At 60.4% G+C, this 15,157-nt stretch carries 15 protein-coding genes; 9 read left to right on the top strand and 6 right to left on the bottom strand.

The window, feature by feature from the left end:
* Positions 1-155 precede the first annotated feature (155 nt).
* Positions 156-1,079: a hypothetical protein gene (locus C7J97_RS14840; RefSeq protein WP_147232754.1), complete on the top strand. Its 924-nt coding sequence runs from the start codon at positions 156-158 to the stop codon at positions 1,077-1,079.
* Here the strand turns inward: C7J97_RS14840 and pdxR are convergent.
* The gene (pdxR, locus tag C7J97_RS07655) at positions 986-2,428 is read right to left on the bottom strand and encodes a MocR-like pyridoxine biosynthesis transcription factor PdxR (protein ID WP_113992490.1); all 1,443 of its coding nucleotides are present in this window, start codon (positions 2,426-2,428) and stop codon (positions 986-988) included. The genes C7J97_RS14840 and pdxR overlap by 94 nt on opposite strands.
* A 166-nt stretch (positions 2,429-2,594) precedes the next feature.
* Here pdxR and C7J97_RS07650 point away from each other — a divergent pair, with 166 nt between their 5' ends.
* Positions 2,595-3,242 carry an ECF transporter S component gene (locus tag C7J97_RS07650; RefSeq protein WP_238057081.1) on the top strand — a complete coding sequence of 216 codons (648 nt, stop codon included), beginning with the start codon at positions 2,595-2,597 and terminating at the stop codon, positions 3,240-3,242.
* Positions 3,243-3,294: 52 nt separating this feature from the next.
* Here C7J97_RS07650 and C7J97_RS07645 read toward each other — a convergent pair whose 3' ends face one another.
* A complete protein-coding gene (locus C7J97_RS07645) occupies positions 3,295-4,533 on the bottom strand; it encodes a BaiN/RdsA family NAD(P)/FAD-dependent oxidoreductase (protein ID WP_113992489.1) in 1,239 nt (412 codons plus the stop codon).
* A 156-nt stretch (positions 4,534-4,689) separates the two neighbouring features.
* Here C7J97_RS07645 and C7J97_RS07640 point away from each other — a divergent pair, with 156 nt between their 5' ends.
* The 7 genes from C7J97_RS07640 (at position 4,690) to C7J97_RS07610 (ending at position 11,429) form a co-directional block, all read left to right on the top strand.
* Positions 4,690-5,232, top strand: coding sequence for a stage V sporulation T C-terminal domain-containing protein (locus C7J97_RS07640; protein ID WP_113992488.1), 543 nt, complete (start codon positions 4,690-4,692; stop codon positions 5,230-5,232).
* A 397-nt stretch (positions 5,233-5,629) separates the two neighbouring features.
* Positions 5,630-6,703 carry a heat-inducible transcriptional repressor HrcA gene (gene hrcA, locus C7J97_RS07635; RefSeq protein ID WP_097785731.1) on the top strand — a complete coding sequence of 358 codons (1,074 nt, stop codon included), beginning with the start codon at positions 5,630-5,632 and terminating at the stop codon, positions 6,701-6,703.
* On the top strand, positions 6,700-7,317 hold the full coding sequence (locus C7J97_RS07630; protein WP_113992487.1) for a nucleotide exchange factor GrpE: 618 nt from the start codon (positions 6,700-6,702) through the stop codon (positions 7,315-7,317). The genes hrcA and C7J97_RS07630 overlap by 4 nt, the downstream gene beginning before the upstream one ends.
* Positions 7,318-7,418: 101 nt before the next feature.
* The gene (gene dnaK, locus C7J97_RS07625) at positions 7,419-9,245 is read left to right on the top strand and encodes a molecular chaperone DnaK (protein ID WP_015537611.1); all 1,827 of its coding nucleotides are present in this window, start codon (positions 7,419-7,421) and stop codon (positions 9,243-9,245) included.
* Between the two features lie 283 nt (positions 9,246-9,528).
* Entirely contained in the window at positions 9,529-10,701 is a 1,173-nt protein-coding gene (gene dnaJ / locus C7J97_RS07620; RefSeq protein WP_097785733.1) for a molecular chaperone DnaJ, read from the top strand.
* A gap of 121 nt (positions 10,702-10,822) precedes the next feature.
* Positions 10,823-11,083 carry a type II toxin-antitoxin system prevent-host-death family antitoxin gene (locus C7J97_RS07615; RefSeq protein WP_015537613.1) on the top strand — a complete coding sequence of 87 codons (261 nt, stop codon included), beginning with the start codon at positions 10,823-10,825 and terminating at the stop codon, positions 11,081-11,083.
* Complete coding sequence (locus tag C7J97_RS07610; protein ID WP_015537614.1) at positions 11,073-11,429, top strand: type II toxin-antitoxin system RelE/ParE family toxin; 357 nt, start codon at positions 11,073-11,075, stop codon at positions 11,427-11,429. Before C7J97_RS07615 ends, C7J97_RS07610 begins: the two co-directional genes overlap by 11 nt.
* 95 nt (positions 11,430-11,524) lie before the next feature.
* Here the strand turns inward: C7J97_RS07610 and C7J97_RS07605 are convergent, their stop codons facing one another.
* From C7J97_RS07605 to C7J97_RS07590, 4 genes are all read right to left on the bottom strand, one after another.
* Positions 11,525-11,854 (bottom strand): hypothetical protein, encoded by a 330-nt coding sequence (locus tag C7J97_RS07605; RefSeq protein ID WP_113992486.1) that lies wholly within the window; start codon positions 11,852-11,854, stop codon positions 11,525-11,527.
* A gap of 75 nt (positions 11,855-11,929) precedes the next feature.
* A complete protein-coding gene (locus C7J97_RS07600) occupies positions 11,930-12,283 on the bottom strand; it encodes a hypothetical protein (protein WP_113992485.1) in 354 nt (117 codons plus the stop codon).
* Positions 12,284-12,506: 223 nt separating this feature from the next.
* Complete coding sequence (locus C7J97_RS07595; protein ID WP_113992484.1) at positions 12,507-13,679, bottom strand: DHHW family protein; 1,173 nt, start codon at positions 13,677-13,679, stop codon at positions 12,507-12,509.
* A gap of 12 nt (positions 13,680-13,691) precedes the next feature.
* Complete coding sequence (locus C7J97_RS07590; protein ID WP_113992483.1) at positions 13,692-15,110, bottom strand: MBOAT family O-acyltransferase; 1,419 nt, start codon at positions 15,108-15,110, stop codon at positions 13,692-13,694.
* Positions 15,111-15,157: the final 47 nt, after the last annotated feature.

The raw sequence follows: 15,157 nt of genomic DNA, 5'->3' as shown, positions 1-15,157 counted from the left end.
GGGCGGGAAGGGGTTCCAGCGTCAGCCAGAAGTCCTCCTGTTCCTCGCGGTCTTTTTCGTTGGGGTTTTCTGCTTTATCCATACAGCATCCCTGCCTTTCTGCATAAAGGGTCGCCCGGTGGGCTATGCTTTATGCACAAAAAGGAGGCAGAGCCATGAAACACGCAAAACGCAGCGGCTGGCGTCCCTTCTGGGCGGCGCTGTGCGCCGCCCTGCTGGTGTTGCTGCCGCTGGTGGGCGGCACAGTGCTGCTCAGCCGCGCCCAGCTGCGCAGCAGTCTGCGGCAGGCTGCAAAAAGCCAAAGCGGGGTGCCCATCCGTCTGCCCAAAGCCGCCGACCAGTGCACCGTGCTGCTGTGCGTGGCAGACGAGACCCCGGGCTTTGTGCTGGCTTACCTGAACGCCGGGCAGAACTGTATCCATCTGCTGGCGGTGCCCGCCGCGCTGGAAGTGCCCTTTGGGGGCAAGAACGTCCCTCTTGCGGACTGTTACGCCGCCGCAGGACCCGCCCGCTGCCGGGAGGCGCTGGGCGAGGTGTTCGCCCTGCCGGAGGATACCGATTATCTTGCCATCGCCCCGGCGGTGCTGACAAAGCTTGCGGCGCGGTACGGCGCAGTGCGGGTGGGTTTTACCGGGGCGCTCACCCCGGAGCAGCTGGCGCGGTACGGCAAAGGCACCGGGGTGCAGGGCATCTCCGCCGCCGATGCCCACAGCTTTTTAGCGGCGCTGGATGCCGACACTGTTCTTTCGCCCCGGCGCAGCGCCGCCGCCCGGGCGGCGGTGTGGGATGCGTTTTTCCGGCAGGCGCTGGAGCTGCTGCCCACCACCCTGCCGCAGGGTCTGCGGGAGGTGAGCAGCAGTCTGCTGACCAGCCTGACCGCCGTAGACCTTGCTACACTGGAACGCACGCTGGAATTTTTAGCCACCAGCGCCGAGCCGGTGGATATCACCGCTGACGCCCTGCCCGGGGACTGGGCAGGCGGACACTATACGGTGTCCGATGCCTCCCGGGCGGCGGTGCAGAGCTTTTTCAACCTCTCCCCGGCGGCGGCGCAGTCCGCGTCCGGCAGTGAGCCATAACCCAGCACCAGCGTCCCGGCGGCAGAGTGCGCCGTGCCGGTCAGGTCGTAGTCGCTCAGCAGGGAACAGCGCACCCCGTACTGCCGGGCAGCAGCCCGCAGGGCGGCGTCCGGCGGCGGGTCTTTCAGCTGTGCCAGCAGGTGCAGACCGGTGTGCAGCCCCGCAAGGGTCAGCTCTTCCGGTGCAAAGGAGGTGCGCAGTGCCGCCACCAGCGCATCCCGGCGGGCTTTGTAGGCGGTGCGTTCCCGCGCTAAGTGCCGGGTGAAATAGCCCCCGGTGATAAAGCGCGCCAGCGTCTGCTGCTCAAACCGTCCCACCGTGCCGGAGTACAGCCGGTACTTGGCCTGCCACGCGCCCAGCAGCTGCCGGGGCAGTACCATATAGGCAATGCGGATGCCCGGGGCAAGGCTGCGGGAGCAGGTGGACAGGTACACCACCGGGCCGTCTGCGCCCGCCATGCCCTGCAAGCTGGGCAGCGGGCGGGTATCAAAGCGGAACTCGGAGTCGTAGTCGTCCTCAATGATGTACCGCCGCCCCGGGGCGCGGGCTGCCCAGTGCAGCAGCTCGGCCCGGCGTCCGGCGGGCATGGTGACCCCGGTGGGGAACTGGTGGCTGGGAGTGACGTAGCACACCGCCGCATCGCTGGCGGAAAGAGCCGTCAGGGACAGGCCGTCCGCGTCCACCGGCAGGCAGCGGCAGGGCACGCCGTTGTTTTCCAGCACCTGCCGGGCGCGGGGGTAGCCGGGAGTCTCCACGGCGGCAGGGCCGGGCAGCAGCGGTGCCAGCAGCCCTAGAAGATATTCCAGCCCTGCACCCACCACCAGCTGCTCCGGGTCGCACTGCACGCCCCGGTACTCGGCCAGATACTCTGCCAGCGCCTGCCGCAGAGCAGCGTCGCCCCGGGCATCCCCGGGGGTGAGCAGCTCCGGCGCGGAATAGAGCAGTTCCTTTTGCAGCCGTGCCCATGTGCGGAAGGGGAACAGCCCCGGGTCCACGCCCCGGGTAGATAAATCGAACTGCACCGGCGGGGTGGTTTCGGCGGGGGGCGCTGCCACCGGCGCAGAGGGCGCGGCGGGCGGCTGCACCCCCTGCGGCAGGGCAAGATACTCCTGCACCGTGAAGCCGCTGCGCTCCCGGGCGGTCAGGTAGCCCTCGGCTGCCAGCATCTGGTAGGCAGTGTCCACCGTGTTCACCGAGACCGACAGCTCTGCCGCCAGCCGCCGTTTGCCGGGCATCCGGGTGCCCGCTGTCAGGGTGCCCGCCCGCATCTCGGCGGCAAGGCTGCGGTAGAGCTGCTCGTACAGCGGCACCGCCGAAGCCGGGTCCAGTGCCGTGGTCAGATGTACCATAGAATGTCCCTCCCATCTGGGTATTGCGTCAAACTGACCCCATAAAAAAACTTTGTTCTGGGTATTTTCATGGGGTCAGTTTTGCGTATAATAGGAGCATACCCGCCGGACACCCAAATGTCAAGTGGTTTTGTGGGGTTATCGGCGCGATTGGAGGGAAAGTATCATGTCTACTACTGCAATGTGGCTGCTGCTGGCAGTCGTCGTTATCCTGATCCTTTTTTTCAGTGTGCTGTACAAGCGCCGCTTTACGGTGCACGAGCTGGCGCTTACCGGTGTGATGGCTGCACTGAGCCTTGTGGCCTACCTGTTCTTCCGCATCCCCTTCTACGGCGGTTCTTCGTTCCATCTGGGCAACACCTTTACTGCCTTGACGGCGCTGCTGCTGGACGGTGTATCCGGCGGTCTGGCGGGTGCCATCGGTCTGGCGCTGGCGGATATCCTTGCCGGTGACCCGGGCTACGCTATTACCACCTTCGTGCTCAAGTTCATCATCGGCATCACCTGCGGTGCCGTGGCACATAAGGTGTTCAAGCTGCGGGATCAGGATCGTCACAGCGCCGGGTATCTGGTCAAGGTGATCGTCTCTGCGGGTTCCGGTCTGCTGCTGAACGTGTTCACCGACCCCTTCCTTGGCTACTTCCGCAACGTGTACATCTTTGGGCAGGAGTACACCGTGGCACAGGCGCTGACCAAGATCGCCGGCGGCGTCACCTTTGTGAACAGTGTGGCTTCCACTGCCTGCGCCGTGGTGCTGTATCTGGCACTGCGCCCCGCACTGGAGCGTGCAAAGCTGCTTTCCAAGGGCGAGTAAAAATAAAAAGGGATCCTGAAGCGCCAGCTGGCGCTTCAGGATCCCTTTTTTGTTACCGTTTTCGGCTGCAAAGGTGCTTTGCGGCGTCCCGCCCGGCGGCAAGGCCGCTGCCGAACGCCCAGTGCAGGTTGAAGCCGCCGCAGCTTCCGGCGCAGTCCAACGTTTCACCCACGAAGTACAGCCCCGGACAGCCCTTGAACTGGAAGGTCGGTTCCACCTCGGTCAGGGCAAGCCCGCCGCCGGTGGTCTGCGCCTGCCGCCAGCCGCAGGGGGCAAGCCCCTCGAACCGCCAGTGCTTGGCGGTGTGGGCAAGGGGCTGCATCTGCTTGACCGAGCGGTTGTTGGGCATATTGGCAGCTTCCCAGAGGGCGTAACCCAGCTTGACGTTCAACAGCCCTGTCCAGAACCCGGCGAGGGTGTCGGATGCGGTTTGGATGGCGTGCCGGGCAAGCAGACGGGTCAGGTCTATCTCGCTCAGCTCCGGGAACAGGTCAAGTTCCACGACAGGGTCTCTCAGCCTGCGCCCGGGGGCAAGCAGGCCGGACAGCTGCATGATGCAGATGCCGGAAAGCCCGTAGTCGGTAAACTGTACTTCGCCCATCTCTTCAGCCAATACCCGGTCGCCGTCCAGCAGGCGGGCGGCGGCTTTGGCGCGGATGCCCGCAAGGCTCTTGTTCGGCTTTGCGCATTGCAGGGCGGTCAGGCAGGGGTAAAGCGGGCGCATCTGCCCGCCGCAGTCGGCGGCAAAGCGGGTGCCGAAGCCGTCCGTGCCGAACTGCGGCCCGGCGGCGCCGCCCATGGCGCAGATAACGGCATCTGCCCGCAGGCTTTCGGTGCCGCCCTCGGCGGTGGTAAACTGCACCGCGTAGCCGCCTTTGCTCTGCCGCAGGGTGCTTACCGTGCAGCCGGTGCGCAGCTGTACGGTGTGCCGCTGCAAATGCAGCTCCAGCAGCGCCAGCACGTCTGCCGCCTGATTGGAATAGGGATACACCCGCCCGGCTTCATCGGTGCGGGTGTACAGCCCCAGCTGCTCAAACCACGTCAGCGGCGCGGCGGCATCCACCGCCGCCAGCAGGGGGCGCAGTGCGGCGGGGTCGGCGGTGAAGTATTTTTCCGGCGCAATGGCGGTGTTGTCCAGATTGCAGCGGCCGTTGCCGGTAGCCAGCAGCTTTTTGCCCACCTTGGGGTTGCGCTCCAGCACCGTGACGCGGGCAGCGGGCGCGGCCTGTGCAGCCGCCAGCGCAGCGGCCAGTCCGGCGGCACCGCCGCCCAGAATAAGGATGTGTGCCATGCGGACACCTGCTTTCTTTGGGTTTATTCCTATTTATTGTAGCAGAACCCCGCCCGGAACGCAATGCGGCGGGCAAAGCAAAAAATGTGCTGCCGGTATAATTTGCCGCCGCTGACAGATACTACATACAAAGGAAACCGCAAGGAGGGCAAAATAATGAAAGCAACCGGTATCGTGCGCCGCATCGACGAGCTTGGCAGGGTGGTGATCCCCAAGGAGATCCGCCGCACCCAGCGCATCCGGCGGGGCGACCCGCTGGAGATCTTTACCACCGGCGACGGGGAAGTGATCTTTAAAAAGTACTCGCCCATGGGCGAGGTGAACACCCTTGCCGCCCAGCTGGCAGAGGTGCTCAGCCGCCAGTTTGCACTGACCGCCTTTGTGTGCGACAGGGACCGCATTCTGGCAGTCAGCGGCAGCGGGCGGCGGGAGCTGACCGACCGCAGCATCAGCCAGCCGCTGGAAAAGCTGATGGAAGCCCGCAAGCCCTACCAGAGCCCGGGCAGCCCGGAAAAGACCCTGCTGCCCTGCGAGGGCGCACCCCGGGTGCTGCTATGCGCCGCGCCGGTGCTGGCGGGCGGGGACGTGACCGGCGCGGTGGGTCTGTTGACCGAGGACCGCACCGCCTGCCCGGAGGACGCCCAGTGCAAGGCGGTGGCAGTGGCAGCGGCCTTTCTGGCAAAGCAGATGGAGGAATAAGGCGGGACGATTTTAAATGCGAGCCGCGCTGCTTTGCGCATAAAAAGCGGAAAGAATATTTTTATTGGTAGTTCCGAAACGCCTGCGGGCGTTTCGGAACTACTTTTTCACGGGGGGATCACCCCTTCCGTCACGGCTTTCGCCGTGCCACCTTCCCCAAGGGGACGGCTTTTGCTGTGGAGGGAAAGTTTATGGTATAGCCATAAGGCGCCCCCTTGGGGGAGCTGGCGCCGGAGGGCGCCTGAGGGGGTAACCCCCTTTATGACAGAATTATGAATCTTTATAAACATTTTTGCAAAGGGCTTGACAGCAGGGCAAAAACGATTATAATGGTCTTAGCACTCAGGAACAAGGAGTGCTAAACAAACGAAAGCGATACAAAAAGGAGGCAGGCGCTATGACGATGGATGCACGCAAGCAACGGGTCTTGCAGGCGATCGTGGCGCTGTATGGCCTTGAGGGCGAGCCGGTGGGCAGCAGCGTGCTGGCAAACTACTTTGACATGGCAGTGTCCAGCGCAACGCTGCGCAACGAGATGGCGGCGCTGACAAAGCTGGGCCTGCTGGAGCAGCCCCACACCAGCGCAGGGCGTGTGCCCAGCGCCAAGGGCTACCGGTATTATCTGGACAACCTGCTGACCGATGATCAGCCGCTGGACCGCGTTACCCGCGCCCGGGTGGATGCGGTGTTCGCCAGCCTTGACCACGAGCCGGAAAAGCTGGCACAGGGCGCTGCCAAGGCGCTGGCCGCCATCAGCGGCTGCACCGCCGCCGTCAGCACTCCCTGCGCCGAGGATCTGTGCATCGCCCATTACGAGGTGGTGCAGGTGGGCCGCAGCGCAGCCGCTGTGCTGGCTGTGACCACCGCCGGTTACGTCCGCACCCGGGTGGCGCGGGTACGCACCGGGCTTTCCCGGGAAAATGCAGCCGCCCTTGCGGCGCTGCTCAACCGCAACCTTACCTTTGTGGCACCGGTGGATCTTTCCACCCGGATGCTCAGCGAGCTGTGCAGCCAGATCGCACCGGAGCTTGTGCCGGTGGTCAGCGCCGCAGCCGCAATTCTGCAGGACAGCGTAAAGCCCCATGTATTTCTGGGCGGCGAGCAGTACCTGCTGGACTGGCCGCAGCTGGACGGCAGAGTGGGTGATATCCTTACCCTGCTGAACGACGAGGAACAGGCCGCAAGCCTGATCGCACCCCCGGAAAACCGCAGCGAAAGCGTGCTGCTGGGCGAGGATCTGGAACCGCAGATCCCCGGGCTGTGCATCGTGAGCGACCGGTATCTGGTAGGCGGCGGGCTGTGGGGCTCCATTGCCCTGATCGGCCCCACCCGGATGCCCTTCCAGAAGCTGATGCCCCTGCTGCACGAGTTTGCAGACCAGCTGGGCGAGGGCATGAGCGGCAAACGAAAAGACACCCCGCAGGCTGCCGTACCACGGCGGACTGTGATCTATAAGGAGGATCTGGAATGAGCGAAGAAGCAAAGAACACGGTGCCCGAGAACGAGCAGCCGGAGACTGCCCCCGAGGAAAAGACCGCTGCCGCAGCGCCCGAACAGGCTGCTGCCGAAGCTGCCACCGAAGAGGACAAGAAGAAGGACGGCGGCTGGTTCAACAAGAAGGCCCGGGAGATGGAAGCCGTTAAGGCAAAGCTGGATGCAGCGGAAAAGAACGCTGCACAGGCTAAGGATCAGCTGCTGCGCATGGCTGCCGAGTACGACAACTACCGTAAGCGCTCCACCCGCGAGGCCGACCAGAAGTTTGGCGACGGTGTTTCCCATGCAGTGGAAAAGATCATCCCCATTCTGGATACGCTGGATATGGCTGCCAACGCCCCCACCACCGATGAGAATTACAAAAAGGGCGTGGTCATGACGCTGGATAAGGCGGCAAAGGCACTGGAAGCCCTCCATGTGGAGGAGATCGAGGTGCTGGGCAAGCCCTTTGACCCCAACTTTATGAATGCTGTGCAGCAGATCCCCGCCCCGGACGGGCAGGAGAGCGGCACGGTGGTCACCGTTTTCCAGAAGGGTTACAAGCTGGGTGACAAGATCATCCGCCATGCAACCGTTGTGGTGGCCGAATAAATAAGCCGAACCTCCCGCAAGGGAGTTTGCAATAACATCCGCTTGACATCATCATAAGCATCATATAAACAAGATTTGTTCTTTCGAGAGGAGACTTCATTATGAGTAAGATTATTGGTATCGACCTTGGTACTACCAACAGCTGCGTGGCTGTTATGGAGGGCGGCGAGCCTGTTGTTATCGCCAACTCTGAGGGTGCCCGCACCACCCCGTCCGTTGTCGGCTTCACCAAGACCGGCGACCGTCTGGTAGGTCAGGTTGCAAAGCGTCAGGCTATCACCAACCCCGACAACACCGTTTCTTCCATCAAGCGTCAGATGGGCACCGACCACAAGGTGACCCTGAACGGCAAGGAGTACACTCCCCAGCAGGTCAGCGCTATGATCCTGCAGAAGCTGAAGGCTGACGCCGAGGCTTATCTGGGCGAGACCGTCACCGAGGCTGTCATCACTGTGCCTGCCTACTTCAACGACAGCCAGCGTCAGGCAACCAAGGACGCAGGCACTATTGCAGGCCTGAACGTCCGCCGTATCATCAACGAGCCCACCGCAGCTGCTCTGGCTTACGGTGTGGATAAAGAGGACGACCAGAAGATCATGGTCTACGATCTGGGCGGCGGCACCTTCGATGTGTCCATCATCGAGATGGGCGACGGCGTTACCGAGGTTCTGGCCACCAACGGCGATACCCATCTGGGCGGCGATGACTTCGACCAGCGCATCATCGACTGGATGGCAGACGCTTTCCAGACCGAGAACGGCATCGACCTGCGCAAGGACAAGATGGCTGCACAGCGCCTGAAGGAAGCTGCCGAGAAGGCTAAGATCGAGCTGTCCAGCGCAATGAGCAGCCAGATCAACCTGCCCTTCATCACCGCTGATGCTACCGGCCCCAAGCACTTGGATATGACCCTGACCCGCGCAAAGTTCAACGAGCTGACCGCTGATCTGGTCGATCGCACCATGACCCCCGTGCGCAAGGCTCTGCAGGATGCAGGTCTGCGCGCTTCCGACCTGAAGAAGGTCCTGATGGTCGGTGGTTCCACTCGTATCCCCGCTGTCTACGATGCCGTGAAGAAGGAACTGAACTGCGAGCCCTTCAAGGGCATCAACCCCGATGAGTGCGTGGCTGTCGGTGCTGCTATTCAGGGCGGCGTTCTGAACGGCGAGAAGAAGGGTCTGCTGCTGCTGGATGTCACCCCGCTGAGCCTCGGCATTGAGACTCTGGGCGGCGTGTGCACCAAGATCATCGACCGCAACACCACCATCCCCACCCACAAGAGCCAGGTGTTCTCCACCGCAGCCGATAACCAGCCCTCTGTTGAGGTCAACGTGCTGCAGGGCGAGCGTGAGTTTGCCCGCGACAACAAGAGTCTGGGTGTGTTCCATCTGGACGGCATTGCTCCGGCTCCCCGTGGCGTGCCTCAGATCGAAGTTACCTTCGATATCGATGCCAACGGCATTGTGAAGGTCAGCGCTAAGGATCTGGGCACCGGCAAGGAGCAGAACATCACCATCACCGCTTCCACCAATATGTCCAAGGAGGACATCGACAAGGCTGTGAAGGAAGCTGAGCAGTTTGCTGCCGACGATAAGAAGAAGCGTGAAGAGGTCGATATCCGCAACGGTGCCGACCAGATGGTGTTCCAGACCGAGAAGATGCTGAAGGAGAACGGCGACAAGCTGCCCGCAGACGTGAAGAGCGATGCCGAGGCAAAGCTTGCTGACCTGAAGACCGCTGTCCAGTCCGGCAACGTGGACGACATCAAGGCAAAGCAGGAAGCCCTGAGCCAGGTGTTCGAGAAGATGTATCAGGCAGCCGCTGCCGCACAGCAGGCCGCCGGTGCACAGCCCGGTGCTGACGCAGGCGCAACCAACGAAAAGCCCAACGATGATGGCGTTGTGGATGCCGACTTCAAGGAAGTCTAAGTTTGACACAAAGCGCTGTGTCCGGCCAAACCGGCGGGCACACGCGCAATAGAGCAAAAGCCGCTCCGGTTTAGGCCGGAGCGGCTCTTGCTGGTTTATAAGTAAAAGAGTTCTCGCTGCCGCAAAAGCCTTCCCCCGGACGGGGGAAGGTGGCATGACGCGAAGCGGCATGACGGATGAGGGCGCAGACAACAGCTGCGAAAGACCGAAGCGGGAGCTTTTGAACAGGAGGAACCGACCGGGGCGTTACCCGGGGAGGGCGTTCCCGGAGAGGTGAGTGGATATGGCACAGGAAAAGCGTGATTATTACGAAGTGCTGGGGGTATCCAAGGGCGCAAGCGATGCCGAGATCAAAAAGGCATACCGCAAGCTTGCCATGAAGTACCACCCGGACTATAACCCCGGCGATAAGGACGCCGAGGCAAAGTTCAAGGAGATCAACGAGGCAAACGAGGTGCTTTCGGACCCGAAAAAGCGCCAGCTGTACGACCAGTACGGCTTTGCCGGTGTTGACCCCACTTATGCAGCACAGAACGGCGGCGGCCCCGGCGGCTTTAGCGGTTTTGGCGGCGACGGTGTGGACTTGGGCGACATTTTTGGCGATATCTTCGGCGGCGGCTTTGGCGGCTTCGGCGGCTCGTCCCGTCAGGCAAACCCCAACGCCCCCCGCAAGGGTCAGGACATCCGGGTGCGCATCACCCTGAGTTTTGACGAGGCCGTGCACGGCTGCAAGAAGAACATTACCATCACCCGCCAGCAGGAGTGTACTGAGTGCCACGGCTCCGGCTGCGCCGCCGGTACCAGCCCCGAGACCTGCCCGGACTGCGGCGGACGCGGCTTTGTCATCCGCCAGCAGCGCACCCCCTTTGGCGTGATGCAGACCCAGCAGCCCTGCTCCCGCTGCGGCGGCAAGGGCAAGCTGGTAAAGAACCCCTGCAAGGTCTGCCACGGCAGCGGCAAGGTGGCTACCAAAAAGACGCTGGAGGTGTCCATCCCCATGGGCATCGACGACGACCAGAGCTTTGCACTGCGCGGCATGGGCGATGCCGGTACCAACGGCGGTCCCGCCGGTGACGTCATCGTCATGGTCACCGTGCGCCCCAGCGAGGTGTTCCAGCGCGATGGCTACGATGTGTGGGTCACCGTGCCCATCACTTACAGTCAGGCTGTGCTGGGCGACAGCGTCACCGTGCCCTCCATTGACGGCAAGGTGGAGTACACCGTGCCCGAGGGCACCCAGAGCGGCACCACCTTCCGCCTGCGCGGCAAGGGTATCCAGTACCTGAACGGCCGTGGCCGCGGCGATATGTACGTCAAGTGCGAGGTGGAGATCCCCAAAAAGCTGAACAAGGCGCAGCGCGATGCCCTGAAAAAATTTGAGGGCACGCTGAAAGAAGAAAACTACGAAAAGCGTAAGGGCTTCTTCAAAAAGCTGAAGGATATGTTCAACGCATAAGGTATGAAATCCCCTGAGCTGCCGGGAACAGCAGTTCAGGGGATTTTTGTTTTTTGCTGCAAATTTTACGTTGAATTTTACAACAAGATGCGTTATACTAAAACTGAAAGGAGTGGATAATATGCCGAATATTAAACCGATCTCTGATTTGCGAAATTATAACGAGGTATTGCGGGATGTGGAGGAAGGCTCGCCGGTCTTTCTGACCAAGAACGGCCGCGGAAAATATGCCATTGTGGAACTGCGTGATTATGAGAAAGCACAGGCAACGATCCGTCTGATGAGTGAGATCGCAAAAGGTCGCCGCTCCGGGGAAGAGAAAGGCTGTCTGACCAGTGAAGAAATGAGGGCGCATTTCCGTGCAAGAGCAAATGAAAAATAAGATCTTATACACAGACGAGGCACGCTGTGATTTGGATTCGATCTGGGATTATATTGCACTTGATCTGCAAAATCAGCAGGCGGCGGAAAGACTTGTCAATAAAATCATGGACAGAGTAGATCAGCTGGAAGATTTTGCGGAGAGCGGAATGCTGCTTTCATCCATATCGGAAGTAATAGGAGAAGAACGGTTCCTTGTATGCGAGAACTATTTGATTTTTTACCATACCGGAAAATCGGTGGTCACGGTCGACCGTGTACTCTATGGCCGCAGGGACTATCTGAGCGTGTTGTTTGATAAAACAAGGGAAGAACCTTTGGAAGAGGATTCTTTGCCGGAAGAATGAGCATAAAAACAGCGGAGGCGCTGCCCTTTCGGGCAGCGCCTCCGCCTGCTTTGTTCTTTGGTGTACTCCGAGCCGGTCTTATGAGATAAGATGGATCAGAGCAGGATGACTGCTGCATTGATGATCAGGCCGACACCGGTAGCGGTGGAGCTGATCATGTAAGCGGTGCAGGCGATGTCACGGATGGCGTTGGCAGTGCTCTTCTCCATATCGGCAGTCAGAGCATCCAGACCGGTCTCAGTCCAAGTGTTGGGGTTCTTACGGCGGTAATTGCGGACAGCGGTCAGACCCTTGAACCAGCCGTACGGGGGAATCAGCCAGCACAGCAGAGCCTCAGACATGGTAGCATTGGCGCCGCCTTCGGTGTAGGTCATTTCCTCAGTGGACAGTACATTGTAGTACGCGGGCATCATCATTTTTTCCATAATAACACTCCTTTTGAAACAAAGCTATCCAAAACGGTGCATCCAAAAAAGCACCGTTTTATCTGATTAAAAAGGTCAGCGCACGATCAGCAGAACGGCGCTCAGGGGAGCCAGCGCCACCACCATGGTGGTGGAAACGGCATCCCGCACAAAGTTGCCGGCGGATTTGCCCATATCGGCGGCAAGGGCATCGGTGGCGCGGCCCATCACGGTAAAGAAGTTGCCGTCCTTGTTGCCGTCCTGCTGCAACCATGTGCGTGCCTGCTTGATGCCCCAGATGTAGCTGGAGGCCAGCACCACAGCACCTACGACCGTTGCGGCAGTAGTGGCGAGACTGGCAGCATCATCCACTGCGCCGCCGCCGGTGGTATAGGTCATTTCTTCGTTGGAAAGTACCGCATAATCTGCGGGATAATTCATCTTTTTCATCTTCAATACTCCTTTGTCAAAGGGAAATGCCGCATTGCATCCCGATCCCCCGGCGTCTATACCCAATTGCCGATAGAGCATTGTTCTCTATATGACCATTCTACAACAGTGGTCGGATTTTATCAAGGGGTTTTGGCACATCTGTGCAAAAACTGGCGGGACGCATGAAATTGCGGCTATAAATTTGTGAAAATAGACTGCAATAATTTAGGCTTTTGGCTGTTTACCCCTGTACCCCGACGCGGTAGAGGTAGGGGTCGCTCTTGAAGCTGTCAAAGTTATACAGCACAAGGATCTGGTCGTAGCCGTTATCGGCGATCAGCTGATCCAAGCCGTAGTTGTAGTTGCGGAAGTCCACCACGTCGATGTCAGCGTAGTTGGCGGTCAGGTAGGGTACAAAGCAGTTGGCGTAGCTGTCCTTGATGACAAGGATGCGCCCGCTGCCGTTGCCCTGCACCCGGCTTAAACCGTTGTTGCCGTGCAGGAACATGGCGTATTTATCATAAACGGAGAGCTTCTCTGTGTCGTACAGGCCGGTGGCCTGCCCCTCGGTGGGCTGGCCTGCCGCCGTCACGTTCCATACCGTCAGGGTGTTGGCAAGGTCGTAGTAGGTGATCACGTCCGGCACGGCGTTCCATGTGCGCGCCTTGGCGTAGTGGGTGCCGTAAAAGCCGTCGGCAGTCAGCGCAGTGTGGGCGGCGGTATCAAAGGGGGTAAGGCCAAGGGTCTGGCACAGCTGGCTGTAAGCGTAGTAGGCGCCAAGGCTCGTCCAGTGGTGGTCGGTGCGGTAGTAGATATACTCGCTCTTGTGGGCGGCAAGGGTCTGGCGCACGTCCACAAAGCTGCCGCCGGCCGCCTGCACCGCAGCGGAAAGCTGGTCAAGGTAGCCGTCCTCGTCCAGCAGGGGGGCGTTTGCGGGCACGTTTTCTTTATAGATATCGCTGGCAGCGGGTGCCAGCAGCACATTCACCTTGCCCGGGTAGCGCTGGCACAGGCTGGTGAGCGCTGCGGTATTTTTGGGCAGGGTGCGCTCCTCGCTGGAAAGCAGCCCGTAGGTGCGGGGGAACATCATGTGCTCCTTGCCCAGCAGGATGCCGCCGTTCTGCTGCTTTTGCAGCAGGGTGGTCTCCACCACGCTCTGCAGGCTGATCCACTGGTCGCGCCCCGCCACCTGATCCTTGACGTATTTGGTGTAGGCGGTAAAGTAGCTGTTCAGCCCCTTGGCGGTGAACTGGGTCAGCGCCGGGCGCTGGCTCAGGGTGGTATTCTCCAGCTCACTGTAGCTGCGATCCGGGGTGACCATATCCAGCGCGAACAGCCCGATAAAGAACAGGCTGAACACCACCAGCACCGGGTAGTGCAAAAGGGAGGAGGTCTTTTTCTCGTGTTTGGACATCTTCCCGCCTCCTTAAAAGTTAAAATACAGGAACGGGCTGTTGGTGCTGCCCACCACATAGGCGGTGGAGACCACCAGCAGCGTCAGGATGGCGGCGCAGCGGGTGACCACGTTCTTGCGCAGCACATCCCACAGCTTTTCGATCAGCGGGGTGCAGCACACCACGCTTACCGCCAGCAGCACGCCGTAATTCCGCAGGAAATACAGCGGCGACACCCCGCCGGAGGGGATAAAGAGCTTTTGGAACAGCAGCCCGAAGGACACGCCGGTGTCGTTGCCCACGAACATCGCCCAGCCTACCACCACAAGGAACAGGGTGTAGAAATGCGGCCACACCCTGCCTTTTTTCAGGTAGGGCAGCAAAAACAGCTTTTCAGCCGCCAGCAGCACAAAGTAGTAAAGACCCCAGCAGATAAAGTTCCAGTTCGCGCCGTGCCAGATGCCGGTGAGCAGCTCCACGATGAACAGGTTCAAGATCTGCCGCTTGAGCCCCTTGCGGTTGCCGCCCAGCGGGATATACACATACTCCCTAAACCAGCCGGACAGGGTCATGTGCCAGCGCCGCCAGAACTCGGTGATGGAAGCGGAGATATAGGGGTAGTTGAAGTTTGCAGGGAAGTCGAAGCCCAGCATCTTGCCCATGCCGATGCCCATGAGGGAGTAGCCGGAGAAATCGAAGTACAGCTGCAAACTGTATGCGATGATGCCCAGCCACACCAGCGGGGTGGAGGCGTTTGCCAGACCCACAAAGGTGGTGGAGGGGCTGTCGGCTACTCCGATAATATCTGTCCACAATGCGCCCACGGCGTCCGCCAGCAGCACCTTTTTGGCAAGACCGAAGGTGAACAGGGTCATGCCCTCTTCAATTTGTTTGAGGTTATAGCGGTGCCTGTAGACGTGCAGCTGGTCGGAGACGTCCCGGTACTTGACGATGGGCCCCGCGATGAGCTGCGGGAACATGACCACATAAGCGCCGAAATCGATGATGTTGCGCTCGGCTTTTACATCCCGGCGGTAGACGTCGATGGAGTAGGAAAGGGTCTGGAAGGTGTAGAAGCTGATGCCCAGCGGCAGGGTGCCGATGCCTTGAATTTCGGCAAAGGCGGTGCCCAGCAGGGCATTGGCGCTGCGCAGCACAAAGTTTGCGTACTTGAAGTAGAACAGCATCCCTAAGCTGCCAATGAGCGCCACCAGCAGAAAAAAGCGGCGCAGCGCGGGCTTTGCATCAAAGTGCTCGATGGCAAGGCCGCTGAGATAGTTGATGAGGATAAGCGCCACCATGACCGGGAAAAAGCGCACCTCGCCCCAGCAGTAGAACACCAGACTGCACAAAAACAGCACGGTGTTCTTCAGTTTTGCGGGGGCAAGATAGTACAGCGCCAGCGTGATGGGCAAAAAGCGGAACAGGAAGATGATGGTGCTGAAAACCAAGGGGTCAGCCTCCTTTTTTACACGGAATTACAGACTCAGCCTTCCCC

This window comes from Faecalibacterium prausnitzii (assembly GCF_003324185.1).
Taxonomy (GTDB): domain Bacteria; phylum Bacillota; class Clostridia; order Oscillospirales; family Ruminococcaceae; genus Faecalibacterium; species Faecalibacterium prausnitzii.
Note: the sequence above shows the minus strand (reverse complement) of the source record. Positions and strands in the feature narration are given on the sequence as shown.